The sequence below is a fragment of the Allokutzneria multivorans genome, from assembly GCF_039537405.1.
GTDB lineage: Bacteria > Actinomycetota > Actinomycetes > Mycobacteriales > Pseudonocardiaceae > Allokutzneria > Allokutzneria multivorans.
This window is the reverse complement of sequence record NZ_BAABAL010000006.1, coordinates 31,831-57,285: the sequence shown is the minus strand read 5'-3', so window position 1 is coordinate 57,285 and position 25,455 is coordinate 31,831. Positions and strand designations below refer to the sequence as shown.

Sequence of the window (25,455 nt, the reverse complement as noted above, 5' to 3'; positions counted from 1 at the left end):
TCTTGAAGACCGGCGAACCTCATGAGCTGCAGGACAGGGCCTAGACCCGCCCGCCCGCGCGAACGCCTACTTCAGTGCGTTGAGCGCGCTGAACGACCCGTTCAGTGCGCTCAACGCACCAAACGACCCGTTCAGGGCTTAGGCCACGGTCGGCGTCACGCGTTCTACGAGCGCGGCGGTGTTGAGGCCGCGCGGGAGCGTGCCGAAGGTGCGCGTGGCTTCTGAGCCGAAGCGGGTCGCCAGGAACGCGTCGGAAACCTCGTTGGGGGCTTCCCGCGCCAGCAGGGAGCCCTGGAGGCACAGGGCGGCCAGCTCGGCCAAGCGTCGTGCGCGCGCGGGCGTCGGGTCGGCGAGCTCCTTGCGGAGGTCCGCGATGCCCGCGTCCAGTCGCGCGTCGACTCCGGCCGCGAGATCGACCTCGGCCAGCAAAGCGTCCACTGTGGACGAATCCTTTGCCATGGCGCGCAAGGCATCCAGGGCCGTCACGTTGCCCGAGCCTTCCCAGATCGAGTTCAGCGGCGCGTCCCGGTAGAGCCGGGGCAACCCCGACTCCTCGACGTAACCGTTGCCGCCCAAGCATTCCAAGGCTTCCGCGACCGCGATGGGGCAGCGCTTGCACACGTAGTACTTCGACACCGGCAACGCCAAGCGCAGCAGCGACCGCTCCCCGGCGTCCACCGCGCGGGCGAGGCGCATCGCCACCCGCGTCGCGGCTTCGGACTCCAGCGCCAGATCGGCCACCACGGCCGACATCAGCGGAGTGTCGGCCAAGCGCGACCCGAACGCGGAGCGGTGCGCGACGTGGTGCGCGGCCTCGGTCAGGGCGGCGCGCACCGTCGACGCCGAGCCGATCACGCAGTCCAGCCGGGTCATCGACACCATCTCGATGATCGTCGGGACCCCGCGCCCCTCCTCGCCGACGCGCCAGCCGATCGCACCCGCGTACTCGATCTCCGACGATGCGTTGGACTTGTTGCCGAGCTTGTCCTTCAAGCGCTGCAAGCGAATCGCGTTGCGCGAACCGTCGGGCAGCACGCGTGGCAGCACGAAGCACGTCAACCCGCCAGGAGCCTGTGCGAGCGTCAGGAACAGGTCGTTCATCGGCGCGGAGGTGAACCACTTGTGCCCGACCAGCTCGTAGCTGCCGTCAGCGAGCGGCTTCGCCGTCGTGGTGTTCGCGCGGACATCACTGCCGCCCTGCTTCTCCGTCATCGACATGCCCGCGAGCAGGCCCGCCTTGGTTTCGGGCGCGCGGAGGCCGAAGTCGTAGACGCGCGAGCGCAGTCCGGGCTCGAAGCGTTCGGCCAGCTCGGGGGAGTGGCGCAGCGCGGGGATCGACGCGTAGGTCATCGAGATGGGGCAGCCGTGGCCGGACTCCGCCTGGCTCCACAGGTAGAACGCGGCTGCCCGAGCGAGGTGCGCGTCCGGGCCGACATCTGTGCCCCAGGGGGCAGCGTGCAATCCCAGTTCCACCGCATGGCCCATCAGCCAGTGCCACGAAGGATGGAACTCCACCTCGTCGACGCGGTTGCCCCAGCGGTCGTGGGTGCGCAGAACGGGCGGGTTCTCGTTGGCGAGCCTGCCGTGCTCGCGCGCCTGCTCCGAGCCCGCGAGCCGACCGGCTCCGTGCAGCTGTTCGAGCAGCTTCGTGTCGGCGATCGTGCTGGTCAGAGCGGGGTCGCAGGCCAGGGCGTCGAAGTCCGCGAGTGCGGCCGGCTGGTTGCTGACCTGGTGCGTGGCGAAGTCCCCGTGCGGCATGTACTCGACAGTAACCACCTCGTTGGCCGAGCAGAAGGGCACGCCGAGTGACCGCCGCGCGGCACCCCGTGAAGCAGTTGTTAAGTGAATTGATACATCGGTGGGAAATCGCTGACGAGATAACGAACAGTCCTCAACAACCGACCTACTTGTAGGTACGGTGAGCCTGCGGGTCACGCGACGACGCTATGCGACAACGGGATGCGACAACTCTGAGGAGAGGGTGCTTGGTGGAAGCCTCCAACGCGCCGCTCGGCAGGACCGCGCTCCGCAAGGCCCGCAGGCGCCGCGTGCTGAAGTCCAAGGCCAGGCGCATGGCCGCCGCCGCGACCGCCACCGCAGTGCTCATCGTCCCGCCCGCGCTCGCCGGAGTCGTCGGGCTCGGCACGCTCCCGTCCACCACGCCCAGCGACCCGAACTCCGCGTACGCCCTCGGCGACCTGCTCGCCAAGCTCCGCGGCTACCCCGGGGACCTCGGTGTCGGTGGTCGCCTCGCGCAGAACGACTCGATCAGCCCCACGCTGCTCGACGCGCTCCGCGACCCCGGCCAGCTCAGCGACGACCCCTTCGCCGAGTTACCGGACGGCGGCACCCTCGGCATCCCCGGCACCGTGCTCGACGCGTACATGCGAGCCGACCGCACGCTCCAGGCCACGATGCCCGGCTGCGGCCTGCACTGGTCGGTGCTCGCGGGCATCGGACGCATCGAGTCCAGGCACGCGAACTCCTCGGTGGACCTGCGCGGCAACACCACCAGCCGCATCCTCGGCCCCGTGCTCAACGGCGGACCCGGCATGGCGGCGATCAGCGACACCGACGGCGGCAGGCTCGACGGGGACACCGTCTGGGACCGCGCGGTCGGCCCGATGCAGTTCATTCCCAGCACGTGGGCCCTCTACGCCGCCGACGGCGACAACGACGGGGTTTCCAATCCCCACAACGTCTACGACGCGGCGTTGGCCAGCGGCAAGTACCTCTGCTCCGGCGGGCTGAACCTGCTCGACCCGTCACAGCTCGTGCAGGCGGTGTTCCGCTACAACCACTCCAACGTCTACGTGCAGAAGGTCCTGCTGTGGGCCGCCGCGTACGCGACCGGCGTGAACCCGTTGCCCACCACGCCGATCCCGCCGGACGTGCTGGCGCAGGGCGCTCCGCCGCCCGTCCCGCCTCCGCCGCCTCCGCCGGACCCCAACCAGCCGCCGCCCGGGCCGGACCCCGGCAGCCAGCAGCCGACCACGACCACCACGACGTCGACCACGACCACGAACCCGTGGACGACCACGTCGGCTCGACCGATCACCACGTCCCCGAAGCCGACCACCACGACGCCGTCCTGCCCGACGACGACAACGTCGACGAGCACGACGACCTCCACGACGCCGCCGAAGCCGACCACGTCGACCTCGGCGCCGATCACCAACCCGTGCGCCAGCCCGATCCCGCCGACCTCCAAGGCGCAGCCCGGGCCCGCCATGACCTCGGCGCCGCGCTGAGCCGCTGACGAACGCTACGGTTGGCGCGGAAATCCGCCCACCGTAGGAGGTTCGGCATGCCACGGGTCGCAGCGATCGACTGTGGGACCAACTCGATCCGGCTGCTCGTCGCCGATGTGACCGTGCGCGAGGACGGCAGCCGCTGGCTGCGCGACGTGCACCGGGAGATGCGGATCGTCCGGCTCGGCCAGGGCGTCGACGCGACCGGCCGGCTCGCGCCCGAGGCGATCGAGCGCACGCGCGCCGCGCTCGCCGACTACACCGCGGTGCTGCGCCGCAAGGGCGCTGAGCGAGTGCGGATGACCGCGACCTCAGCGACCAGGGACGCGAGCAACCGCGAGGACTTCTTCGGCATGGTCCGCGCCACGCTCGGCGCCGAGGCCGAGGTGATCAGCGGCGACGAGGAGGCCCGGCTGTCCTTCACCGGCGCCGTCGGCGACCTCGAACCCGAGGACGGTCCGTTCGTCGTGACCGACATCGGCGGCGGCTCCACCGAAGTCGTTGTCGGCACGTGGGACGGCGTGCGCGCCGAGATCACCGCCGCCCGCTCCGTCGACGTCGGCTGCGTCCGGATCACTGAGCGCTGTCTGCACGAGGACCCGCCCACCGCCGAGCAGCGCGCCGAGGCCGAACGCGTCGTCGCCGAGATCCTCGCCGAGGCTTTCGAGGCCGTGGACGTGCGCGAGGCCCGCACCTGGGTCGGTGTCGCGGGCACCATCACCACGATCGCCGCCGTCGCGCAGGACCTGCCGGAGTACGACTCCGAGCGCGTGCACCTGCACCGCATGCCGCTCGACACCGTGCACCAGGTGTCCGACCGCCTGCTCACCATGCCCCACGACGAGCGCGCCGCCCTCGGCCCCATGCACCCCGGCCGGGTCGATGTGATCAACGGCGGGGCGCTCGTGCTGCGCTCCCTCTCCGACGAGTTCGCCAAGCGCGCGGGCATCACCGAACTCATCGCCAGCGAGCACGACATCCTCGACGGCATCGCGCTCTCGCTCGCCTGATTTCGGGAAAGCTGTTCGCGGGCAACGAAAAACCCGCGAACAGCTTCGCCGGCTAGCGGTTCGAGGCGGCCTTCACGAAGGCGGCCAAGTCCGCGGACTGCTGGATGCGCGAGGGCTCGTGCACGTACATCATGTGGCCCGCTTCGTAGTACTTCACCTCGATGTTGCCGCGCAGCTCGTCAGGAATTTGCAGCTGCGCCAACACCTGCTCGGCCGCGAAGTACGGCGTCGCGCCGTCGTGGTAGCCCGAAGCCACGTGCACCTTGAGGAAGGGGTTGGCGCGCATGGCTTCCGCGAGCTTCCCGGACACGGTCACGTGCCGGTTCTCGAACTCCTTGTAGGACCACGGGTGCACGGCCCGCGAGAGGACCTCGTAGGGAAGGTCGTTGGAGTAGCCCAGTTCCGTGCGCACGTAGTGGTTCAGCGCGGCGGAGTACGGGCCGGTGATCGCGGTCATCGACGGGTCGGAGCCGTAAGCCTCGACACCGCCGTCGCGCTCCCAGCCGGTGAAGCGGCCGTCGAGCCTGCCGACCACGAGCCCGCGCGAGCGCAGCAGCTCCGTGTAGAAGCGGACGTGCTCGATGCGCAGGTTCACGCGGTCCACGTAGTCGGTGGACAGACCGGTCAGCGAGGCCACCTTCTGGACGGCCTCCGCGCGCTCCTCGGCGGTCAGCCTGGAGCCACGGGCCAGCGCCCACAGGAAGTCGCCCGCGGCGTACTCCTCGGCCTCGGCGAGAACCTCCGCGAGGGGCCGATCGCCGTGCAGGCCGTGGTAGTGCGCGATCGCGGCGTAGGTCGGCAGGAACAGCGCGTGCGGCTGGTCGTTGCCGGGGGTGAACCGGATCGTGCCCATGTCCAGCACGGACGAGATCAGCATGAGTCCGTTGAGGTACATGCCGAATCGCGTTTGCAGGTACTCCGCCAGGCCCGCCGCGCGCAGGGTGCCGTAGGACTCGCCCGCGAGGAACTTCGGCGACATCCAGCGGCCGTTGCGCGAGGTCCACAGGCGGATCACCTCGGCGACTGTCTCCAGGTCGCCGGTGTAGCCGTGGTGCTCGCCCGGCTTCTCCCCGGCCGCCGCGCGCGAGTAGCCGGTGGACACGGGGTCGATGAACACCAGATCGCTGTGCGCCAGCAGGGTTTCTGCGTTGTCGGTGAGGCCGTAGGGCGGCGGGGTCAGATCGCCCGCGTCGCCGCTCAGCACGCGCTTGGGGCCGAGCACGCCCATGTGCAGCCAGACGCTCGACGAGCCCGGGCCACCGTTGAACGCGAACGTCACCGGCCGGTCGGCCGCGCCGCCGTCCACGGTGTAGGAGGTGAAGAAGACCTCGGCCTTGGGCTTGTGCCCGTCGAAGGTGCCGTCGGTGTGCACCTCCTTGCGGAGCACGACGCGTCCCGCGGTCGCGGTGTAGTTCAGCTTGCGGCGCTTGATGGTCAGGGCGTGCCGTGTGGTCACCAGGTCGTCGACCGGCTCGTCCTGCCGAGACGGTGCCGCTGTCTCGGTGTCGAGCTCCTTGTCGCTGGTGCCCTTCGGCTCCTTGGCGTCTTTCGCTGGCATGACGCGACCTTAGCTCGCGCGTCACCAGTTATTAGTTGAACTCAGCAACTGTTTTGCCCATCCGTTACCTCGGGCACCCTGTTCGGCGTGGACCCCGTTCCTCCGGATCTCGAAGCGCTCGACGCCGCCGTGATCTCGTGCCGCGCCTGCCCCCGCCTCGTCGCCTGGCGCGAGGAGGTCGCCGTCGTCAAGCGCGCCGCCTTCCGCGACCACGAGTACTGGGGCAGGCCCGTGCCCGGCTTCGGCCCCGCCGACGCCGCGCTGGGGATCGTCGGCCTCGCCCCGGCCGCACACGGCGCCAACCGCACCGGCCGCATGTTCACCGGTGACCGCTCCGGCGACGTCCTGTTCGCCGCCATGCACGCCGTCGGGCTCGCCACCCAGGCCGAGGCCGTCCACCCCGCCACCGGGCTCCGCGACGACCGCCTCCGCCTCATCGGCACGCGCATGGCCGCCCCCGTCCGCTGCGCGCCGCCGGAGAACAAGCCGACCCCGGCCGAGCGCGACAACTGCCGCCACTGGCTCAGCGCCGAACTCCGCCTGCTCCGCCCGACCCTGCGCGCCGTCGTCGTGCTCGGCGCCTTCGGCTGGCAGGCGCTGCTCCCCGTCCTGGCGTCCTCGTCGTGGACCGTGCCCGTGCCGCGCCCCAAGTTCGGCCATGGCGCCCGCGTCGACCTCCCCGCCACCGACGGCGGCCCGCCGCTGACCCTGTTCGGCTGCTACCACGTCAGCCAGCGCAACACGATGTCCGGCCGCCTGACCCCCGCGATGGTCGAAGCCGTCCTCACCGCCGCGAAGCACACCGCAGGCCTCGCCTGACCAGGCCGTTCCGCAAAACGGCGCGTTCCGCGCAACGCGGAACACCCCGATGTGCGGAACGCCTGGGCACACGCCGCACCACCAACGCCGCGTTTGGTGCGTTGAGCGCACTGAACGGGTCGTTCAGGGCCACCAAGCACCTGAAGGGGTCATGCGGGGAACAACGGTCGCGGTGACTCGGGGTGGTGGGGTGATCACCGCTGGCGAAGGGGGTGCGGTCGAGGTGTTCGAGTGAGGGTGTGCGCCTGGCCACGTTCGCGGGACGACCTGCGGTTTCCCTTGCCCTGAGGGGCAGGACACGTGCGTTTTGCCCGGCGTCGCGCACGCCTGGGTGCGACCATTCGCGTATGGCTGCTGTGAGGTCTCAACCCACTCGCATTCTGGTCGTCGGCGGCGGTTACGTCGGCATGTACACCGCGCTGCGGCTGCAGTCCAAGCTGAAAGCCGGTGAAGCGTCGGTCACCGTCGTCGACCCCCAGCCGCACATGACCTACCAGCCCTTCCTCCCGGAGGCGGCGGCTGGTTCCATCGAGCCCCGGCACGTCGTGGTCCCGCTGCGCAAGGCGCTCAAGCGCTGCCACGTGCTGACCGGCCGGGTCACCAAGATCAGCCACGCGGACAAGGTCGCCACGGTCGAGCTGCCGGACGGCCACGTCGAGGAGCTGGGCTACGACGTGCTCGTGTCCGCGCTCGGCTCGGTCGCCAGGACCCTGCCGATCCCGGGCCTCGCCGAGCGGGGCATCGGCTTCAAGACGGTCGGCGAGGCGATCCTGCTGCGCAACCACGTCCTCTCGCGCATGGACCTCGCGGCGACCACGCTCGACCCCGAGCTGCGCCGCAGGCTGCTGACCTTCGTGGTGATCGGCGGCGGCTACGCGGGCATCGAGGCGCTCGCCGAGCTCGAGGACATGTCGCGCTACGCGACCCGCTACTACGAGAACATCAAGCCCGAGGACATGCGCTGGGTGCTGGTCGAGGCGACCGGCCGCGTGATGCCCGAGGTGAGCCCGAGGATGGGCGTCTACACGGTGGAGCGCCTCGCCGAGCGCGGTATCCAGGTCTACCTCGACACCAGGGTGAAGAGCATGGTCGACGGGCACGTGGTGCTCGACGACGGCACCGAGTTCGACTCGGAGACGATCATCTGGACGGCCGGGGTGAAGGCAAACCCGGTGCTGGAGAACACCGACCTGCCGAGGGATTCGCGGGGCCGGGTGCGCTGCACCTCCACTACCCAGATCGAGGGACTGCGCGACGCGTGGTCGGCCGGTGACTGCTCGGCGGTCCCGGACCTGGCCAAGGTCGAGCAGGACCCGCAGGCGATGTGCAGCCCGTCGGCCCAGCACGCGGTCCGCCAGGCCCGGCAGATGGCCGACAACATCGTCGCGGTGCTGCGCGGGAAGCAGCCGAAGCCCTACCGCCACAAGCACGTCGGGTCGGTCGCCAGCCTCGGCCTCTACCGGGGCGTCGCGGAGCTGTTCGGCGTGCGGGTCAAGGGATTCCCGGCCTGGTTCATCCACCGGACCTACCACATGAGCCGCATGCCGACCTTCAACCGCAAGTTCCGAATCGTTATGGACTGGACCCTGGCGCTGCTGTTCCGGCGCGAGGTCGTCTCGCTCGGGCAGATCAACGATCCGAAGGCGGATTTCGTTCGCGCAGCTAGGAGCTGACTAGAGCGCCCGGTACGGCCCGGTAGCGATCTTGTAAGGCACCCGGTGTCACGGTGGTCCGAACGGCTCGCGTCGACAGCCCGGACAGTGGACGGTAATTTAAGGTTGCCTTGACATTGCGTTAGGTTGAAACCGAGACTACGCGAGGTGCATCACCTGAACGTGTGAGGCATCACACCGGAGAAGAGGTGACCGCATATGTCGATCGAGGAGTTGGCCGCCCTGGTCCGCCAGGGCAGAGCCGACGACAGCGCGCTCGCCGACTACGCCTCGGAGTACGCCAAGGCGCGGAAGGTCTTCCGCAAGAAGGACGACTAGAGATGTCGAGTGTCGGGTGGGAGCAGGAGGGCGCCCTGTTCCCACCCCACCAGCCGGCCGCAGGGCCCGCCGCACCCGCGACCACGTCCGCCGCACCCGCGGCTCCCTCTCCGGTGACTCCCGCTCCTGCGACGACCTCACCACGGCCCGCTCCGCTGCTGTTGCAGGGCCAGGACTACTACTACCGGTCCCCGAACACCTGCCTGGACTTCCAGGAGCGGGTGCACGAGATGGGCCTCGTCGACGACGACGGGGACCCGGTGCCGTGCGTGCTGGTGCTCGCCAGGGCCGCCGACATGGAGATGAACGAGCTCTCCCTGGCGTTGGCCGAGCGCGGCATCCGGATGGCCCGCGTGGACGCCGACCGCTGCCTCAACCTGGCGCTGACGGTCTACACCGACGCCCCGCTGATCGAGCTCGACCAGCGGCTGCTGCGGCCGATGCTGGTGTGGCGCAGGCACTTCGACCTCACCGCCGTTCCGGTCGACCCGCGCACGATCAACGGGTCGTACTCGGTGGACCAGTGGCGCTCTGTCGCCAACTGGCTCTCCGGCCGGACCGACTGGGAGCACGTCAACCCGACGCGGGCGACCTGCCACCTGGACCGGCTGACCCAGCTCACCGACGCCCAGGCGTTCGGCTTGCGCGTGCCCAGGACCGCCGTGACCACCCAGCCCGGGCGCAGCAGGCCCGGTGGCGGCCAGTGCATCGTCAAGACCGCGGGGCACCACCTGCTCGAACCGAGGCCCGGCGCGCTGCACGGGCTCTTCCCTCGTCCGCTGGACACCAGCAGGGCCGGTGACGTTCCCGAGCCCGCTCCGGTGATCGTGCAGCAGTACGTGTCCTCCGAGGGCGAGCTGCGGGTCTTCGTGGTGGGCGAGAAGCTGATCGCCTACCGCGTCGACAAGCTCGACCCGGCGCAGCTGTGGGTCGACCCGGACGCGGTGACGGTCACCAGGGCGGAGATCCCGGACGCGCTGGCTCAGCGGCTGCGCGCCCTGGCTCGGCACTGGCGGGTCCAGGTCGCGGCCTTCGACCTGCTGGTGACCGGCTCGGAGCACGTCTTCCTCGAGGTCAACGTCAGCTGCGACTGGCGCTGGTTCGAGCACCGGGCGGGCAGCTCCGAGGTGTCCGAGGCCGTGCACGACTGGGTCGCGACGAGGTTCGCCGAGCTGGGCGCCGCACGAGGCACGCGCTGATCGGGTCCTCCGCCGGATGGCCGGTCGGCGGCGTTACAGAAATTGGGCCTCATGGGCGACTTGTCACGTACGGCTCCCGCAAAGCGGGGTTGATTGTTTAGGCTGCCCGCTGCCCCCGTAGCCCAATCGGTAGAGGCAGGCCCCTTAAAAGGGTCAGAGTGTCGGTTCGAATCCGATCGGGGGCACCATCGCGTCGCCGGTCCGAAACGCCGGACCAAGATCGTCCAGAACCCTAGCAGAATCCTTTCGCCGCTGGTCAGCGGCCAGTTTTCACGATCACTGCACGTAGCACCGAGCGCGCGCTGATGATCTTGGTCGAGCACTCGTCCGGGTGCGCCGACCACGGATCGTGAGCCCGGCTCGGATGATCACCGGGTTCGGACGGGCGCGAAAGGTGCGGCGGTCGCCGCCCGGTGATCTCGATCACGACTCCGGCAGGTCACAGTTCGAAGGCGGTTCCGTCCGCCGGAGCCTCGACGCCCACCGCCGCCAGCTCGGCGTGCTCCGCGGAACCCTTGTCCAGCACCGGATTGGTGTTGTTGAGGTGCGTGTAGATCCGCCGCGTCCCCCGATGGGCCCGCAGCACCTCCAGGCTGCCCTCAGGGCCGCTGATCGGGATGTGCCCCATGGACTTCTGCTCCCCGCCGCCGACCGCGCTCCCCGTGGCACCGGGCATCTCCTGCGCGGAGTGGAAGGTGCCGTCCAGGACGACGCAGTCCACGCCGGCCACCAGCTCGTCGAAGCCCTCGGGCCACGAGGCCAGGCAGGGCGCGTACAGCAGCGCTCCGCCGGTCACCGGGTCGCTGATCCGGTACGCGCACACCCAGGGGCCCTCAGCGGTCGATTCGGCGGCGTAGCGCGGGCGCTTGCCGCTCACCGGGATCGCGGTCACCAGCAGCCGGGCGCCGCCGGGCTCGACGACCTCGAACTCCGCGCCGGGCTCGGCGATCTCCCAGTCCCACTGGCGATAGCGCGCCACCACGCCGCGCACGCCGAAGTCGTGTTCGAGCGCGTGCGCGACGGCGGGAGGAGCCCACACGCGCAGGCCGCCGCCCTCGCGCAGCATCAGCAGGCCGAGCGTGTGGTCCAGCTCCGCGTCGGTGAGCAGGACTCCGCTCAGCGGGGTGTCACGCGGGCCGGGGCCTGGCGTGAACTCCGGCGTGGACACGATCTGCGCGCGGATGTCGGGGGAGGCGTTGACCAGGAACCACCCGCGCCCGGTCGGGCTCACCGCGATGCAGTCCTGCGTGCGTGCCGTGACCTCCCCAGCGCGGCACGCGGCGCACATCCGGCACGCGCAGTTCCACTGCGGGAAGCCGCCGCCCGCCGCCGTTCCGAGCAGGACCACCTTCATCGGACTCTCCCGGGCGCTCGCATCGTGAGTTCGACCTCGACCGGCGGCTGCTCGGCCAGGATCTGGTCGACCACGCCGCGGTTGGGCGAGAGCGAGCAGACCGGGTCGGTCGCGGTGGCGTCCCCGGTCAGCAGGAACGCCTGGCACCGGCAGCCGCCGAAGTCGGTGTCCTTGCGCGGGCAGCCCCTGCACGGCTCGCTCATCCAGTCGGTTCCACGAAAAGCGTTGAAGGAACTGGAGGAGTACCAGATGTCCGCGAGCGGAGTGTCCACAATGGACGAAAGTTCGAGCGTGGTGATCGCGGTGGCGGCGGGGCAGGGGAGCACGGTGCCGTCCGGCGCGACGGTGAGCTGACGCGCGCCCCATCCGTGCATGCAGGGCTTCGGGTGCGCGTCGGCGTAGTCGGCCACCACGTAGACGATCTGCATCGTGCCCGCGAGCCGCTCGGTCGCCTCGCGCACGATCGGCTCCGCCGCGTCGAGCTGTTCCCGCGTGGGCATCAACGCCGTGCGGTTGCGCAGGGCCCAGCCGTAGTACTGGGTGTTGGCGAGTTCGAGCCGTTCCGCGCCGAGCCGTTCCGCCGTCGCGATCAACTCGGCGATCTCGCCGTGATTTCGCCTGTGCAGCACGGTGTTCACGGTCAGCGGCACCCCGACCTCGGCCACAGCCTCCGCCGCGACGAGCTTGTGCTTGAACACCCGCGCGCCCGCGATGGCGTTGTTGCTGCTCTCCGAAGCGCCCTGGAGGGAGAGCTGCACGTGGTCGATGCCGCGCTCGACGAGATCAGCCAGGCGCGGCGTGGTCAGTCCGACGCCCGAGGTCACCAGGTTCACGTAGCAGCCGAGGCTCCTGGCATGGCTGACGATCTCGGGGAGGTCGTTGCGCGCCAACGGTTCTCCGCCGGAGAGGTGGACCTGCAGGACGCCGAGATCGCGTGCTTGGTCGAGCACTGAGCACCACTGCTCGGTGCTCAGTTCCTGTTGGCGCGCAATGAGTTCGAGCGGGTTGGAGCAGTACGGGCAGTGCAGGGGGCAGCGATGCGTCAGCTCGGCGAGCAGGCCAAGGGGTGCGGCTACGTCCGGCACGGGGCCACCTCCACGACGTGCCGTTCCACGAAGCGCGCCAACACCTTCTGCACGTCCTCGATCCGAACGCCCTTGTAGGTCTCGGACAGCGCCGAGACGATCTCGGAGACCGTGCGCTCGCCGTCGCAGAGTTCGAGCACTGCCACCGCCGTCGCGTTCGGCATGAGCACGCCCTCCGGGAACAACAACACGTGGGCCTGCCGGACGCGGTCGAAGCTCAGGCGCACCCCGCGCCGGTGCCGTGGTCGCTGCTCAGCGCTGATCACGTTGTGCCCCAGCGAGTTCGAGCGCGTCGAGGATGCTCCACAGCACATCGCACTTGAACGACAGCGCCCGCACCGCGAGGTCCTGCTGCTCACGCGTCACGCAGTGCTTCACGACGAGGTCCAGGGTCTGCTTGCCCTCGCCGGAGACCGCCTCGATTCGGGTGGTGAAGTACGCCAGGTCCGCGCGGTCGATCCAGTCGTAGTTCGCCAGCATGTCGGTCACCCTGCGCCGCATCAGGTGCCCGGAGAACATCTCGGTCAGCCCGGACGCGACGGCCTCGACCCACGGCTTGCGCCGGGCGAAGTCCACGTAGGCGTCCACGGCGAAGCGCACTCCGGGCAGCACGTGCCGCTGGTCGAGCACCTCGTCCCTGCTCAGCCCGACGGCCTCGCAGAGCCGCAGCCACTTCTCCGCGCCGCCCTCTCCGTCGGCGGCCCCGTCGTGGTAGACGATGCGGTCCACCCACAGTCGCCTGACCTCGGCCAGCGGGCAGTTGGAAATGATCGCGGCGTCTTTCTGTGGCAGCACGCACTGGTAGTACCAGCGGTTCGCCGCCCATCTCCGCAACTCGTCCCGGCTCAGTTCACCCGAATGCAGTCTGCGGTGAAAAGGATGTGACCCCCAGTAGTGCGGCGCCAGTCCGCGTAATGCGGTTACGAATTCTTCTTCCGACCGCGGTTTCGTGCTCACCGAACTCCTAACAGCAGAAAAACCGTGCGTTGCGACCAGACCGCCGCCAGTTCAGGTCGCAACGCACGGCGCTCGTCGTCACCGTGCCGCGTAGGCGGTGACCTCCATTGGAGTGTCGTACTCGACGAAGTCGGGCATGACCCACTCAAGGTGTTCGGTGTTCTCCACGGACCACTCCTCATCGATCAACTTGGGCGTGGTGGACGTCACAACCGTAGGGCCGTTCGCCGGGAAACGCCAGACCCTGGAGGTACGTTTCGGAAACTACCTTTACCTCTTGACGCACCTCTCGGGATAGCGCTTCCCTGGTTCTCCGGATTCGCATTGAAGTTTATGTACATGAATCCGTCCCTGCGCAATCCGCGCGGCTGGTGTGGCTAGCGAGGAGAGAAGATGAACAAGAGGAGTGGCGCGGTCGTCGGGGTCGTCGCGGCCCTCGCGCTCGGCACGGCGGCGCACGCGAGCGCCGAGGAGCCGAGGGCGATCAGCCAGATCGTGGGCGGGCTGAGCCAGGCGTGGGGGCTGGACTTCCTCCCCGACGGCAGCGCGCTGTTCACCGAGCGCAACAACGCCAGGATCCGCAAGCTCGACAAGGCGGGCAAGCTCAGCGAGGTCCAGAAGATCCCCGGGGTGGTGACCACCAGCAACGAGGGCGGCCTGCTCGGCATCGCGGTCTCGCCCGACTACGCCACCGACCAGACCGTGTTCGTCTACTACACGACCACCAGCGACAACCGCATCGCCAAGCTCAAGCTCGGGCAGACCCCGCAGCCGATCCTGACCGGCATCCCCAGGGGTGCGCAGAACCACCAGGGCGGCAGGCTGGAGTTCGGTCCGGACGGCCACCTCTACGCGGGCACCGGCGACGCGCAGAACGGCTCCAACTCGCAGAACGACGCCTCGCTCGCGGGCAAGGTGCTGCGGATGACCAAGGACGGCAAGCCCGCGCCCGGCAACCCGAAACCGGGTTCCGTGGTCTACGCCAAGGGATTCCGCAACGTGCAGGGCCTGGCATGGGCCGGCGACCAGCTCTACGTCAGCGACATCGGGGCCAGCAAGCTCGACGAGCTGAACAAGGTGGAGGCCGGGAAGAACTACGGCTGGCCGACCTGCGAGGGCGCCTGCTCCACGGCGGGCATGACCAACCCGGTGAAGAGCTGGGCCACCTCGGCGGCGACGCCCAGCGGGCTGGAGTACTTCAAGGGCAGCCTGTACATGGCCTCGCTCAAGGGCGGCACGTACAAGCTGACCACCTCGGGCGCGGGCTCGAAGCTCTACACGGGCCTCGGCAGGACCCGCGCGGTCGAGGCCGCGCCGGACGGCTCGCTGTACGTGATCACTCCGACGGCGATCCACCGCGCCGACGGCAACTGACGCCGGCGCGAGCGGGCCGGAGTCCGCAGTGGACTCCGGCCCGTCGTCACACCTGCGGTGTCGCCACCACGATGCGGTTCTCGTTGTAGCCGAGATCGCCGCCGACCCACCGGCCCCCGCAGGTCACCAGCACCAGCCGGTGCGGCCCCTGCTGCGAGAACAGCCGATCGGCCGACTCGGGCAGCTCGTTCTTGTGCAGCGTGATGATCTCGTTGATCTTGTAGCGGAACACCTTGCCGCCCGCGGCGCTCGATTCGGCGACCGTGACGTCCTGGCCCTGCTCGGCCTTCCACAGCTCGTTGAAGGGACCGACGGAGCCGCGGAAGTTCACGTGGCCCGCCAGCAGCGTCGCCCCGCTCGGAGCGCCGAGCCCCGCACCCCACCACGTCGCCTCGCGGACGCCCTCGGGCACCGGGAGGGTCGCGTCGGGCCCGATCTCCTTGCGCACCAACGTCGCCGTGCCACCACCGGGCAGCCGCACCGTGCCAGGCTTCTGCCCGGACGGCTGCTCGGGGGAGACCGGAGCGGGCGGAGCCGGAGCACTGATCACGCCGCCGGGCAGGCCCCAACGGCGCACGCTCGTGCTGGAGTCGCTCAGGTCCGTGCCCGGCAGCAGCTGCACCGGCGGCCGCTCGGCCGAGTCGACGGCCTCACCGGTGACGGAGGTCCGCAGGTCCAGCCCGGCGACCCCCATCGCTGCCGCGACCGCGGCGACGACGAACAGGCCGATGCCGGCCTTGGTGCGACCACCAAGACCGGCCCGGCTCGGGTAGAGCGACTGTTCCTTCGCCATCACCGGCGGGCGCCCCTGCCGCGCCGCACCATCAGGACGAGCGCCCCGGCCGTCGCGCCGAGGACACCGGTGCCCGCGAGCGCCGCGGTGCTCACGCTGGTCGTCGTGGCACCGCTGACCAGGGCCAGCTCGCCGAGGTCACCGGCGGGGATGGTCTTCGGCACGGTGATCTTCGGCGTGTTCGGTTTGTTGGTCAGGGTGAGCGCGAGCGTCGCCCCCGGCGTCAGCTTCCCGCACACGGTCGGCGGCGCCGAGGGGTCGAAGCCCTCCTCGTAGCCGGGAGCGGGGGCCACCTCGATGAGGCACGCCTCCTGCGGCGTCTTCAGGTCGGCGATGGTCACCAGCCCATCCTGCCCGGTCTGCAGCACCGCCGGCTTGCCGTCCGCGCCGACGAGCTTGGAGCCGTCCTGCTTCTCCAGCGCCGAGGTCTTGTCGGCCGCGGTCACCCGCAGCGCGACTCCGGCGACGCCCTTCGCGGTGGCGGCGTCGACCTTGCTCAGCTTGACGATGCCCGGGGCGGTGCGGGCCTTCGCATCGGCCTCGGCCTTCGCGGTGCTCTGCCCGCCGGTGGTGATGATCTGCTGCGCCTTCGGGTTCGACGGGATCAGCAGCACCGGGTCGGCGTTGGGGTTCTCCACCGAGGCGGTCAGCTTCGGCGCCTCACCGGTCGGGGTCAGCGCGATGCTCAGCGGCTTGCCGTCCTTCGGGGTCCGGGCGGCTTCCCCGCCGCCCAGCGTGCCGTCGGTGGCCGCGAGCTTCACCGGGACGTCGCCGACCGGCTTGCCCGTCGCCGAGACCACGCTCAGCTGCCACTTGCCCGCCTTGCCGATGATCTGGTCGTCCTTGGGCGCGGTCAGCTGGACCTTCCACGGCCCGAAGTGCGCGTCGGCGTCCTCGCGCAGCGCGCCGACCGAGGTCTTGGCCTCGTCGGAGAGCCGGTCGAAGTGGAACTTCTCGTCGTAGCCGACGGTGTCGAAGGCGTTGGACGGGTCGAGCCTGCCCGCGTCGGTGGTGCCCGAGGTCCACACGTGCAGCACGTGCGCCAGCGCGGCGGCCTCGTGCGCGGCAGCGGTGTCCTGGTAGCGGAGCAGCAGGTAGGAGATCTTCGCCGGGACGTCCTTGCCGAGCGGCTCGCCCCACTTGTTGGTCAGCGGCCCGTTCGCCTGGGTGTACTCGATGCCGTCGTCGGGCACGTTGAGCCCGAAGCGCACGCACCACACCTGCTTGCCGCGCCAGTCGTAGGAGCCCAGCCAGTCCTTGGGCTCGGGGTTGTTCTTGTAGGGCTGGGCTTCGGTGTGCTGCCCCAGCTTCTCTCCGGACGCGACCGCGACGGCCGGCAGTGCCAGCGATCCGGCGATGGTGAGCAGTGCGCTCGCGGCAACACCCGCGAGCAGCCTGCGGTGGCCCAGCCGTTGGCCAGACATATGGCTCCTCGGTTGATCTTGATGCCGATCACGTGTACGGCACCCGACGATGGTTTCCGCGCCCCGGACAGGTCACAAGCCACCGTCGGGGCGACAACCCGAGGAGGACAACGTGCGCGTTGCGTTGGTGAATTAGCACATTCGGGTCAATCCGCTGGTACACCCAGTCGTATCAAGATCCACGAATGGCCGCTGGAGATCGTCACGTACCGCCGGTATGTGGCGTGGTCGACATCGAAGAATAAAGATCGGTCCCGATTCGCCGGACCTCGGGGTCGGTGACGACGGCGAAGAGTAAAGTCAGGCTTTAACCGTCCCGGGAACCCCAGCGCGTCGACCGACGTTGTACTCGGCGGACGGTGTGAAACACGTTCCTGGAGGACTGAGGTGCGCACTTCTAGCAACCCGGCGTTCCGCAACCTGCCGAGCAGCGGCGGATACGCCTCGTTCCAGCACGGCGGTCAGGCCGCCGGCTACGACCCCTACCCGTCGGCGCCTCCCACCGCGGAGCGGCCGATCACCGTCGACGACGTGGTCATGAAGACCGCGGCCTCGCTGGCCGTCGTGATCGTCGCCGGTGTCCTCACCGCGATGAGCGGCGGGGCCATGTACGCCCTCGCGCTGCCCGCCGCGCTCGTCGGCATCGGTATCGCGATCTTCATGTGCTTCCGGCCCAAGCCCAGCGCCGCGCTGACGCTGATCTACTCGGCGGCCCAGGGTGTCGTCCTCGGCGCCCTCACTGGGCTGTTCGAGAGCATTCCGCAGCTCAAGGGCATCGGCGTCCAGGCGCTCATCGGCACGGCCGCGGTGTTCCTCGGCATGCTGATCGTCTACAAGACGGGCGCCATCCGGGTCACCCCGCGGCTGACCAAGATGATCGTCGCCGGTGTCATCGGCGCCGGTGTGCTGATGCTGGCCAACCTGCTGGTGGGCTTCTTCGTCCCCGGCGGCCTCGGCATCCGCCAGGGCTGGATGGGCATCGGTATCGGCCTGCTGTTCATCGTGATCGCGGCGTTCACGCTGCTGCTGGAGTTCGACCAGGCCGACGAGATGGTCCGCGCCGGCTACCCGGCCAAGTGGGCCTGGTTCACCGCCTTCGGGCTGGTGGCCTCGCTCGTGTGGCTCTACGTCGAGATCCTGCGCCTGCTGGCCCTGCTCCGCGAGGAGTGAGCCACCCGCACGACGCGCGAACGGCCCCGGTCACCTCGACCGGGGCCGTTCGGCGTTCTGGGGTTCACCGGTCTTCAAGCACGCCGGACCCCCGCCCCAGCGGTCGCTGACCAAGGCAAACCCGGCAGCCGCGTCGGATCAGGTGCACTCGCGGAACGTGCGGCCCTTGACCGTGATCTTTCCGCCGTGGCCGCAGATGCCCAGGCTGTGCCTGCCGTTGCCGCCGGTGATCGGGATGCAGACGTAGCCGACCTTGCCGGGCCCACCACCCGCGTCCTGGTACGACCGCGCGACGGCCTCGCACTCGCCGCACGAGGTGTACTCGCCCTCGAACGTGCTGTTCGGGCCCTCGCCGCAGACCTGGGGCGCCCGCTCCGCCGCGCTCACGGGCGCCATCCCGCCAAGGGGGAGCAGGACGCCGCAGAGCGCGGCGAGGCCGAACCGTGCCGGGTGCTTCTTCAAGATCATCATCGGAGTGTGCCGACGGCCCCGGCGACGCGCCACCGCTACAGCCGAGCCTGAAACACCGGCCTCAGCTCAGGCGCTCCAGCACCATCGCCATGCCCTGGCCGCCGCCGACGCACATCGTCTCCAGGCCGAACTGCTTGTCGTGGAAGCGCAGCGAGTTGATCAGCGTGGTGGTGATCCTGGCCCCGGTCATGCCGAACGGGTGGCCGACCGCGATCGCCCCGCCGTTGACGTTGAGCCGGTCCTGATCGACGCCCAGTTCCCGGTAGGACGGGATGACCTGGGCGGCGAAGGCCTCGTTGATCTCGACGAGGTCGATGTCGCCGATCGACAGGCCGGCCAGCGCGAGCGCCCGCTTCGAGGCCTCGACCGGGCCGAGCCCCATGATCTCCGGCGAGAGCCCGGAGACGCCGGTGGAGACGACCCTGGCCAGCGGGGTGATGCCGAGCTGCTTCGCCTTGGTGTCACTCATGATCACCAGTGCCGCCGCGCCGTCGTTGAGCGGGCAGCAGTTGCCCGCGGTGATCCGGCCGTCCGGGCGGAACACGGGCTTGAGCGTGGCGGTCTTCTCGTAGGTGACCCCGGCGCGCGGGCCGTCGTCGGCGCTCACCACGGAGCCGTCGGGCTTGGTGATCGGCGTGATCTCGCGCGCCCAGAAGCCGTTCGCGATCGCCTGCTCGGCCAGGTTCTGCGAGCGGACGCCGAAGTGGTCCATCTCCTCGCGGCTGATTCCCTTGAGCAGAGCCAAGTTCTCCGCCGTCTGCCCCATTGCGACGTAGACGTCCGGCACCGCGCCGTCCTCGCGCGGGTCGTGCCACTCGTCCGCTCCCTGCTCCGCGACGCGCTGCGTACGGGCCTCGGCGTCGGCGAACCGCGGGTTGTGGGTGTCGGGCCACGAGTCGGAGCTGCCCTTGGCGAAGCGCGAGACCGTCTCCACGCCCGCGCTGATGAAGACGTCGCCCTCGCCCGCCTTGATCGCGTGCAGGGCCATTCGCGTGGTCTGCAGGCTGGACGCGCAGTAGCGGGTCACCGTGCAGCCGGGCAGGTGGTCGTGGCCGAGCAACACCGACACCACGCGCCCGAGGTTGAAGCCCTGCTCGCCGCCGGGGAGACCGCAGCCCAGCATCAGGTCGTCGATCTCGCGCGGGTCGAGCTGCGGGACCTGGCCGAGGGCGGCGGTGATCACCTGAGCCGCGAGGTCGTCCGGGCGGACGTCCACGAGCGAGCCCTTGCCCGCCCGGCCGATGGGGGAGCGGGCTGCTGCGACGATCACGGCTTCTGGCATCGCGGGACTCCTTCGTCCGAGGGGGCTAGCCCGAGACTACTCGCGGGTAACCCTAATTGTGGCGGGGGAACCTCGTGGCGCGCTTGGCCCGCGCGGCCTCGATGCGCGCGGCGATCCTGCGGCTCGGCCGCATCGCCTCAGCGGCGGCCGAACGCGTCGGCGGGTCCGCGATCGGTCCGCCCTGCCACACGCCGATCGCACTGCACAGCGCGGGCAGCAGCACCTCGACGGAGATCAGGTAGCCCGCCGCCGACGGGTGGAAGCGGTCGGCGCTGAACAGTTCGGCGGGCCGGGTCAGGAACTCCGGCGAGAGCAGGTCGGCGAGCGGGACCGGCACTCCGCCCGCGCGCTCGATCGCGCGGTGCTGCGTCTTGGCCAGCAGCAGGCTCCACGAGCGCACCAGCGAGCGCAGTGGCTGCGGGATCGGCCGCACCGCGCCCAGATCGGGACAGGTGCCCGCGACCACGGCGGCCCCGGCCGCGCGCAGCCTGCCGACGTGCTTCTCCAGCAGCGCCGCCGAGGTCGTGATCGGGATCTGCGTGGTGACGTCGTTGCCGCCGATGATCACCAGCGCCAGGTCGGGCGGCTGCCGCAGCGCCAGGTCCACCTGGCCCTCCAGGTCCCTGCTCGTCGAGCCGCTCACCGCGTGGGTGGTCAGCTGGACCGGCAGCTCCGATTCCTCGGCGAGCGCCTTGGCCAGCAGCACGGCGGGCAGTTCGGCCGCCGTCTCCACCCCGAGCCCGGCCGCGATCGAGTCGCCGATCATCGCGAAGAGCACCGGCGGCTCGCCCACCGCCGGGTCCTCCGGCGCGAGCGGTCCCTCACCGGTCGGCAGGTACACGCCGTCCGCCCTCGGCGGTGGCGCCGCGGGCAGGCCGATGATCAGCCGCGCCCGCCGCGACTGCTCGTTCAACAGGCTGTACACGGCGCCGGAGAGCCCGCCGAGGGCTCCAGCGGCCGCCGCCGCGATCCGCAGTGCGCGCAGACCTGCCACCGCGAGGACCTCCTTCCGCCACCCGTCGCTCGACCACGCTGGACGAGTATCGGACGGCTCCCCCAGAAGACGCAGAACTCACCGCCGATTGTTCCGCATCGGGTGCGTTCTCCCCACCTGCTCGCCGCGACCGCCCATACCGGACTTCGCGCTGGTGGCGGCTGGGACTACCCTCGGCACGCCACAGGCCGCTCCGGTGGGCACCACCCCCGTGCGGTCGCGCAGACAGCTGAGAGGGAAGCACCGGTGGAGTACGCCGAACACATTGTCGACCTCGTGGGCAACACCCCCCTGGTCAAGCTGAACTCGCTGGCCGAGGGCTTGGCGCCGACCGTGCTGGCCAAGGTCGAGTACTTCAACCCCGGCGGCAGCGTGAAGGACCGCATCGCGCTGCGCATGGTCGAGGCGGCGGAGCGCTCCGGTGAGCTGCAGCCCGGCGGCACCATCGTCGAGCCCACCTCCGGCAACACCGGTGTCGGCCTCGCGCTCGTCGCCCAGCGCAAGGGCTACAAGTGCGTCTTCGTCTGCCCGGACAAGGTCAGCGAGGACAAGCGCAACGTCCTGAAGGCCTACGGCGCCGAGGTCGTGGTCTGCCCGACCGCCGTCGCGCCGGAGCACCCGGACTCCTACTACAACGTCTCCGACCGACTGGTCCGCGAGATCCCCGGCGCCTGGAAGCCCAACCAGTACGCCAACCCGCAGAACCCCGAGAGCCACTACCACTCCACCGGCCCCGAGCTGTGGAAGCAGACGCAGGGGCGGATCACCCACTTCGTCGCGGGCATCGGCACCGGCGGGACCATCTCCGGGACCGGGCGCTACCTCAAGGAGATCTCCGGCGGCGCGGTCCAGATCATCGGCGCCGACCCCGAGGGCTCGGTCTACTCCGGCGGCTCCGGGCGCCCGTACCTGGTCGAGGGCGTCGGCGAGGACTTCTGGCCGACCACCTACGACCGCGAGATCTGCGACGAGATCGTGGCGATCTCCGACGGCGACTCCTTCGACGTGACCCGCCGCCTCGCCCGCGAGGAGGGCCTGCTGGTCGGAGGTTCCTGCGGGATGGCTGCGGCGGCGGCGCTGCGGGTTGCTGCCAAGCTCGGGCCGGACGCCGTTGTCGTCGTGCTGCTGCCGGACGGCGGGCGCGGCTACCTGTCCAAGGTCTTCAACGACTCGTGGATGTCCTCCTACGGCTTCCTTCCGCCGGACCAGAACAGCCACACCGTCGGGGATGTGTTGCGCCGCAAGGACGGCACGCTCCCCGAGCTCGTGCACGCACACCCCAACGAGACCGTCGCCGACGCCATCGCGGTGCTGAGGGAGTTCGGTGTCTCCCAGATGCCCGTGGTGAACGCCGAACCGCCCGTCATGGCGGCCGAGGTCTCCGGAGCGCTCAACGAGCGCGATCTGCTCGACGCGCTGTTCACCGGGAACGCCCAGCTGACCGACCGCGTCGAACAGCACATGTCCCCGCCGCTGCCGACCATCGGCGCCGGTGAGGCCATCAGCACCGCGATGAAGGCACTGTCCGATGCGGACGGCGCCATGGTGCTGGAGGATGGCAAACCGGCAGGTGTGGTGACCCGGCAGGACGTGCTGGGTTTCCTCGCAGGCCGTTGACCGTGAAGATCGACACAAACACCACAGCCACTGCGCCTCTGGTCCGTTCGGAGCATCCGCTAGCGTTGCCGCACACGGACTTACCGGCCAGGCCAAGGGGGTAGGAACCCGATGACCGCTCCTCAGCCGCCCAGCAACCAGAACCAGGGCGGCCAGCAGGCACCAGGCGAGAACAACGAGGACAAGGGAGGGGCCGTGGCGGAACAGCCGACACCGTCCTCGGCGGGAGATCTCCCGACGACAACGCATGGCGCCGGCCAGGAGGGCGCGCAGGGGATCAGCTCCGCGCTCGGCGGATCCGGCGACTCGGCCGACGCGACCCAGGTCGTCGCGCCGTCCACCCCGCAGCAGGCGGTCCCGGGGGCCGCGGACGCAACGCAGGTCGTCGGAGGTGGTTCCCCCGTGCAACAGCCGCAACAGCAGCCCGGCCAGCCGCAGCAGCCGCAGTGGGGTGCCCAGCAGCCCCAGCAGCAGTGGGGCCAGCAGCCCCCGCAGCCGCAGGCGGGCACGCCCTCCGGTGGCTTCCAGCAGCCCGCGTGGGGCGCCCAGCAGCAGCCCGGCGCGCAGCCGCAGGGCCAGTGGGGCCAGCAGCAGCACCCGCAGGGCCAGTGGGGCCAGCCCCAGCAGCAGTGGGGTCAGCAGCAGGGCGGCGGCGCTCCGCCGATGCTGCTGATCGCGATGTGGGCCAGCATCGGTATCGGTGGTCTGTTCACGATCCTCGGCATCGTCTCGCTGATCAACACCATCGAGGCGTTCTCGTACGTGAGCAAGGCGCAGAGCTCGCTCAGTGAGCTGTCGCGCCAGTTCGGCGGACGCATTCCCACCCCGTCGGCCGGTCCCGGCTCGGGCACGCTCGTCTTCGCGCTGATCCTCGCCATCGTGATCCTGGTCGGCTCCGCCGCCACGGCCGCGTGCGGCTGGTTCGCCGGGCAGCAGGGCAAGGAATGGGCCCGGCTCGGCGCGGGCGTGGGCGCGGGTGCCGTCGCGCTCTCCGGTCTGATCACCATGATCGTCGTCGCCGCCGGTGCGACGTCGATCTTCGCGATGCTGCTCTTCGCCGGTCTCGCCGTGCTCTGGTTCCTGCCGATGACGGTGGCCGAGGTCCGCGCCAAGGCCGGGATGCAGCCCGCGCAGGCGGGCGGCTGGGGCCAGCAGCAGGGCCAGTGGGGCCAGCAGCAGCCGCAGCAGGGCCAGTGGGGCCAGCAGCAGCCCCAGCAGGGCCAGTGGGGCCAGCAGGCTCCGCAGCAGCCCCAGCAGCAGTGGGGTCAGCAGCAGCCCGGCCAGCCGGGTCAGCAGCAGGGGTGGCCGGGCCAGCAGTAGGCCCAGCCGCTCGAACTGAGTCGTTCCACCGCGCCAGCCCCCGGCACACCGCCGGGGGCTGGCGCCGTTTCACCGTCGAACCAAGGGGGGAACGTGGTGACCGGTCCACAACACCCGTTCCACTGGCAGCCGCAGCCGGGCTACGGCCCGCTTCCGCCGCACCCGCAGTGGGGCCCGCCGCCGCAGTTCCAGCAGCAGTGGGGGCAGACTCGGGGACGGCCTGGTCAGTAGGTCCGATCGGGTCAGTGCCGTTCGTCTCGACGGGTGGACCGTGTGGCGCACATCGGCATCGACAGGGGTGGGGGAGTGCGTACGCTCATCGCATGAGTGACGGCTTCGCGACCAGGGCTATCCACGCCGGACAGGAACCCGACCCGCACACCGGGTCGGTCATCGTGCCCATCCACGCCACCTCGACCTACGCCCAGGACGGCGTCGGCGGGCTGCGCCAGGGCTACGAGTACTCCCGCACCGGCAACCCGACGCGGACGGCGCTGGAGACCTGCCTCGCCGCGTTGGAGAGCGGCAAGCACGGCAGGGCGTTCGCCTCCGGCATGTCGGCCTCCGACGTGGCGCTGCGCTCGATCTGCCGTCCCGGGGACCACATCGTCATCCCGAACGACGCCTACGGCGGCACGTTCCGGCTGATCGACAAGGTGCTCTCGCAGTGGGGCATCGAGCACACGCCGGTCCCGCTGGCCGACGTGGACGCGGTGCGCGCGGCGATCCGGCCCACCACCAAGCTCGTCTGGGTCGAGACGCCGACCAACCCGCTGCTGAACATCGCCGACATCGCCGCGCTGGCCCAGGTTGCGCACGGCGCCGACGCGAAGCTGGTGGTGGACAACACCTTCGCGTCCCCGTACCTGCAGAACCCGTTGGAGCTGGGCGCCGACGTGGTGCTGCACTCCACGACCAAGTACGTCGGCGGCCACTCCGACGTCGTCGGCGGCGCGCTGGTGACCAACAGCGACGAGCTGGCCGAGCAGTTCGCGTTCCTGCAGAACGGCGGCGGCGCGGTGCCCGGCCCGTTCGACGCGTGGCTGACGCTGCGCGGGGTGAAGACCCTGGCGCTGCGCATGGAGAAGCACAGCGACAACGCCGAGCGCGTCGTCGACATGCTGACCAGGCACGCGAAGGTGACGAAGGTCTTCTACCCCGGCTTGCCGGAGCACCCGGGGCACGAGGTCGCGGCGAAGCAGATGCGGCGCTTCGGCGGCATGATCTCCTTCACCGTCGCGGGCGGTGAGCAGGAGGCGATGGACATCTGCTCGCGCACCAGGCTGTTCACGCTCGCGGAGTCCCTCGGCGGCGTCGAGTCGCTGATCGAGCACCCGGGCAGGATGACCCACGCGAGCACCGCGGGCTCCCTGCTCCAGGTCCCGGCCGACCTGGTCCGGGTCTCCGTGGGCATCGAGGACGGCGACGACCTGGTCGAGGACCTGCGCGCCGCGCTGGGCTGAGCCTGACGAACGCGAAGGGCGCCCACCGTCGAGCTGGGCGCCCTTCGTCGTAAGTGCGTCAGGGGCGGATCTTGCCGGGCGTGTGCTTGCCTTCGGCCTGCTCGGAGCCCGCGTTCTTGGGGTGCTGCGGTCCCACCGGCAGGTCGCCGTGTTCCACGCAGCCGCCGACGAGCTCCAGCACCGAACCGCGCTGGACGATCTCCCCCTGATCGGTGCAGCCCGTCTGCACGACGGTGTACACCGCGGTGAACGTCAGCGCTCCCGCCGCGGCCAGCGCCGCGATCAGGGAGAGCGTCCCACCGCTGCGCGTCATGTGGGCCATC

Annotated in this window: 23 protein-coding genes and 1 tRNA gene; 11 read left to right on the top strand and 13 right to left on the bottom strand. The window is 70.3% G+C overall.

Annotated features, from left to right (window positions below; genetic code table 11):
• Positions 1-138 precede the first annotated feature (138 nt).
• Positions 139-1,758 carry an acyl-CoA dehydrogenase family protein gene (locus ABD798_RS09975; protein WP_344873067.1) on the bottom strand — a complete coding sequence of 540 codons (1,620 nt, stop codon included), beginning with the start codon at positions 1,756-1,758 and terminating at the stop codon, positions 139-141.
• Positions 1,759-1,988: 230 nt separating this feature from the next.
• Here ABD798_RS09975 and ABD798_RS09970 point away from each other — a divergent pair, with 230 nt between their 5' ends.
• Positions 1,989-3,251 carry a lytic transglycosylase domain-containing protein gene (locus tag ABD798_RS09970; RefSeq protein ID WP_344873065.1) on the top strand — a complete coding sequence of 421 codons (1,263 nt, stop codon included), beginning with the start codon at positions 1,989-1,991 and terminating at the stop codon, positions 3,249-3,251.
• Between the two features lie 56 nt (positions 3,252-3,307).
• A complete protein-coding gene (locus ABD798_RS09965; protein ID WP_344873063.1) occupies positions 3,308-4,261 on the top strand; it encodes a Ppx/GppA phosphatase family protein in 954 nt (317 codons plus the stop codon).
• A 52-nt stretch (positions 4,262-4,313) separates the two neighbouring features.
• Here the strand turns inward: ABD798_RS09965 and ABD798_RS09960 are convergent, their stop codons facing one another.
• Entirely contained in the window at positions 4,314-5,819 is a 1,506-nt protein-coding gene (locus ABD798_RS09960; protein WP_344873061.1) for a S10 family peptidase, read from the bottom strand.
• An 87-nt stretch (positions 5,820-5,906) separates the two neighbouring features.
• Here ABD798_RS09960 and ABD798_RS09955 point away from each other — a divergent pair, with 87 nt between their 5' ends.
• The 4 genes from ABD798_RS09955 (at position 5,907) to ABD798_RS09940 (ending at position 10,016) form a co-directional block, all read left to right on the top strand.
• The gene (locus ABD798_RS09955) at positions 5,907-6,638 is read left to right on the top strand and encodes a uracil-DNA glycosylase (protein WP_344873059.1); all 732 of its coding nucleotides are present in this window, start codon (positions 5,907-5,909) and stop codon (positions 6,636-6,638) included.
• Between the two features lie 347 nt (positions 6,639-6,985).
• Complete coding sequence (locus ABD798_RS09950; RefSeq protein WP_344873057.1) at positions 6,986-8,311, top strand: NAD(P)/FAD-dependent oxidoreductase; 1,326 nt, start codon at positions 6,986-6,988, stop codon at positions 8,309-8,311.
• A 320-nt stretch (positions 8,312-8,631) separates the two neighbouring features.
• The gene (locus tag ABD798_RS09945) at positions 8,632-9,828 is read left to right on the top strand and encodes an ATP-grasp domain-containing protein (protein ID WP_344873055.1); all 1,197 of its coding nucleotides are present in this window, start codon (positions 8,632-8,634) and stop codon (positions 9,826-9,828) included.
• Positions 9,829-9,939: 111 nt separating this feature from the next.
• Positions 9,940-10,016 (top strand) — tRNA-Leu (locus tag ABD798_RS09940).
• A gap of 251 nt (positions 10,017-10,267) precedes the next feature.
• On the opposite strand, the gene pqqB is transcribed toward ABD798_RS09940, so the two are convergent.
• From pqqB to pqqA, 5 genes are all read right to left on the bottom strand, one after another.
• Positions 10,268-11,182, bottom strand: coding sequence for a pyrroloquinoline quinone biosynthesis protein PqqB (gene pqqB / locus ABD798_RS09935; RefSeq protein WP_344873053.1), 915 nt, complete (start codon positions 11,180-11,182; stop codon positions 10,268-10,270).
• The gene (pqqE, locus tag ABD798_RS09930) at positions 11,179-12,267 is read right to left on the bottom strand and encodes a pyrroloquinoline quinone biosynthesis protein PqqE (protein WP_344873051.1); all 1,089 of its coding nucleotides are present in this window, start codon (positions 12,265-12,267) and stop codon (positions 11,179-11,181) included. Before pqqE ends, pqqB begins: the two co-directional genes overlap by 4 nt.
• On the bottom strand, positions 12,255-12,533 hold the full coding sequence (pqqD, locus tag ABD798_RS09925; protein ID WP_344873048.1) for a pyrroloquinoline quinone biosynthesis peptide chaperone PqqD: 279 nt from the start codon (positions 12,531-12,533) through the stop codon (positions 12,255-12,257). Before pqqD ends, pqqE begins: the two co-directional genes overlap by 13 nt.
• Positions 12,520-13,224, bottom strand: coding sequence for a pyrroloquinoline-quinone synthase PqqC (pqqC, locus tag ABD798_RS09920; RefSeq protein ID WP_344873046.1), 705 nt, complete (start codon positions 13,222-13,224; stop codon positions 12,520-12,522). Before pqqC ends, pqqD begins: the two co-directional genes overlap by 14 nt.
• A gap of 78 nt (positions 13,225-13,302) precedes the next feature.
• The gene (pqqA, locus tag ABD798_RS09915; RefSeq protein ID WP_086819453.1) at positions 13,303-13,392 is read right to left on the bottom strand and encodes a pyrroloquinoline quinone precursor peptide PqqA; all 90 of its coding nucleotides are present in this window, start codon (positions 13,390-13,392) and stop codon (positions 13,303-13,305) included.
• Between the two features lie 225 nt (positions 13,393-13,617).
• Between pqqA and ABD798_RS09910 the strand changes: the two genes are divergently transcribed.
• Positions 13,618-14,598 carry a PQQ-dependent sugar dehydrogenase gene (locus ABD798_RS09910; RefSeq protein ID WP_344873043.1) on the top strand — a complete coding sequence of 327 codons (981 nt, stop codon included), beginning with the start codon at positions 13,618-13,620 and terminating at the stop codon, positions 14,596-14,598.
• A gap of 46 nt (positions 14,599-14,644) precedes the next feature.
• On the opposite strand, the gene ABD798_RS09905 is transcribed toward ABD798_RS09910, so the two are convergent.
• Together ABD798_RS09905 and ABD798_RS09900 are read right to left on the bottom strand one after the other, a co-directional pair.
• Positions 14,645-15,391: a class F sortase gene (locus tag ABD798_RS09905; RefSeq protein WP_344873041.1), complete on the bottom strand. Its 747-nt coding sequence runs from the start codon at positions 15,389-15,391 to the stop codon at positions 14,645-14,647.
• Entirely contained in the window at positions 15,391-16,815 is a 1,425-nt protein-coding gene (locus ABD798_RS09900) for a hypothetical protein (RefSeq protein WP_344873040.1), read from the bottom strand. Before ABD798_RS09900 ends, ABD798_RS09905 begins: the two co-directional genes overlap by 1 nt.
• A gap of 387 nt (positions 16,816-17,202) precedes the next feature.
• Between ABD798_RS09900 and ABD798_RS09895 the strand changes: the two genes are divergently transcribed.
• Entirely contained in the window at positions 17,203-17,985 is a 783-nt protein-coding gene (locus ABD798_RS09895) for a Bax inhibitor-1/YccA family protein (RefSeq protein ID WP_344873039.1), read from the top strand.
• A 138-nt stretch (positions 17,986-18,123) separates the two neighbouring features.
• On the opposite strand, the gene ABD798_RS09890 is transcribed toward ABD798_RS09895, so the two are convergent.
• The 3 genes from ABD798_RS09890 to ABD798_RS09880 all read right to left on the bottom strand — a co-directional run bounded on the left by ABD798_RS09890 (position 18,124) and on the right by ABD798_RS09880 (position 20,732).
• A complete protein-coding gene (locus ABD798_RS09890; protein WP_344873038.1) occupies positions 18,124-18,453 on the bottom strand; it encodes a hypothetical protein in 330 nt (109 codons plus the stop codon).
• A 64-nt stretch (positions 18,454-18,517) separates the two neighbouring features.
• Positions 18,518-19,738, bottom strand: coding sequence for an acetyl-CoA C-acetyltransferase (locus ABD798_RS09885; RefSeq protein ID WP_344873036.1), 1,221 nt, complete (start codon positions 19,736-19,738; stop codon positions 18,518-18,520).
• 52 nt (positions 19,739-19,790) lie between these two features.
• Positions 19,791-20,732 carry an SGNH/GDSL hydrolase family protein gene (locus tag ABD798_RS09880; RefSeq protein ID WP_344873034.1) on the bottom strand — a complete coding sequence of 314 codons (942 nt, stop codon included), beginning with the start codon at positions 20,730-20,732 and terminating at the stop codon, positions 19,791-19,793.
• Positions 20,733-20,978: 246 nt separating this feature from the next.
• Between ABD798_RS09880 and ABD798_RS09875 the strand changes: the two genes are divergently transcribed.
• The 3 genes from ABD798_RS09875 (at position 20,979) to ABD798_RS09865 (ending at position 25,132) form a co-directional block, all read left to right on the top strand.
• Complete coding sequence (locus tag ABD798_RS09875) at positions 20,979-22,349, top strand: cystathionine beta-synthase (RefSeq protein WP_344873032.1); 1,371 nt, start codon at positions 20,979-20,981, stop codon at positions 22,347-22,349.
• A gap of 111 nt (positions 22,350-22,460) precedes the next feature.
• Complete coding sequence (locus ABD798_RS09870; protein WP_344873030.1) at positions 22,461-23,669, top strand: hypothetical protein; 1,209 nt, start codon at positions 22,461-22,463, stop codon at positions 23,667-23,669.
• Between the two features lie 323 nt (positions 23,670-23,992).
• A complete protein-coding gene (locus tag ABD798_RS09865) occupies positions 23,993-25,132 on the top strand; it encodes a cystathionine gamma-synthase (RefSeq protein WP_344873028.1) in 1,140 nt (379 codons plus the stop codon).
• 58 nt (positions 25,133-25,190) lie between these two features.
• Here the strand turns inward: ABD798_RS09865 and ABD798_RS09860 are convergent, their stop codons facing one another.
• Positions 25,191-25,445 carry a hypothetical protein gene (locus tag ABD798_RS09860; RefSeq protein ID WP_344873026.1) on the bottom strand — a complete coding sequence of 85 codons (255 nt, stop codon included), beginning with the start codon at positions 25,443-25,445 and terminating at the stop codon, positions 25,191-25,193.
• Positions 25,446-25,455 lie beyond the last annotated feature (10 nt).

Excerpts from the sequence above, each read along its gene's own strand:
- ABD798_RS09975 (WP_344873067.1), bottom strand. The coding sequence starts at position 1,758 with ATGCCGCACGGGGACTTCGCCACGCACCAGGTCAGCAACCAGCCGGCC.
- ABD798_RS09965 (WP_344873063.1), top strand. The coding sequence starts at position 3,308 with ATGCCACGGGTCGCAGCGATCGACTGTGGGACCAACTCGATCCGGCTG.
- ABD798_RS09960 (WP_344873061.1), bottom strand. The coding sequence starts at position 5,819 with ATGCCAGCGAAAGACGCCAAGGAGCCGAAGGGCACCAGCGACAAGGAG.
- ABD798_RS09950 (WP_344873057.1), top strand. The coding sequence starts at position 6,986 with ATGGCTGCTGTGAGGTCTCAACCCACTCGCATTCTGGTCGTCGGCGGC.
- ABD798_RS09945 (WP_344873055.1), top strand. The coding sequence starts at position 8,632 with ATGTCGAGTGTCGGGTGGGAGCAGGAGGGCGCCCTGTTCCCACCCCAC.
- pqqB (WP_344873053.1), bottom strand. The coding sequence starts at position 11,182 with ATGAAGGTGGTCCTGCTCGGAACGGCGGCGGGCGGCGGCTTCCCGCAG.
- ABD798_RS09910 (WP_344873043.1), top strand. The coding sequence starts at position 13,618 with ATGAACAAGAGGAGTGGCGCGGTCGTCGGGGTCGTCGCGGCCCTCGCG.
- ABD798_RS09905 (WP_344873041.1), bottom strand. The coding sequence starts at position 15,391 with ATGGCGAAGGAACAGTCGCTCTACCCGAGCCGGGCCGGTCTTGGTGGT.
- ABD798_RS09900 (WP_344873040.1), bottom strand. The coding sequence starts at position 16,815 with ATGTCTGGCCAACGGCTGGGCCACCGCAGGCTGCTCGCGGGTGTTGCC.
- ABD798_RS09890 (WP_344873038.1), bottom strand. The coding sequence starts at position 18,453 with ATGATCTTGAAGAAGCACCCGGCACGGTTCGGCCTCGCCGCGCTCTGC.
- ABD798_RS09885 (WP_344873036.1), bottom strand. The coding sequence starts at position 19,738 with ATGCCAGAAGCCGTGATCGTCGCAGCAGCCCGCTCCCCCATCGGCCGG.
- ABD798_RS09870 (WP_344873030.1), top strand. The coding sequence starts at position 22,461 with ATGACCGCTCCTCAGCCGCCCAGCAACCAGAACCAGGGCGGCCAGCAG.
- ABD798_RS09865 (WP_344873028.1), top strand. The coding sequence starts at position 23,993 with ATGAGTGACGGCTTCGCGACCAGGGCTATCCACGCCGGACAGGAACCC.
- ABD798_RS09860 (WP_344873026.1), bottom strand. The coding sequence starts at position 25,445 with ATGACGCGCAGCGGTGGGACGCTCTCCCTGATCGCGGCGCTGGCCGCG.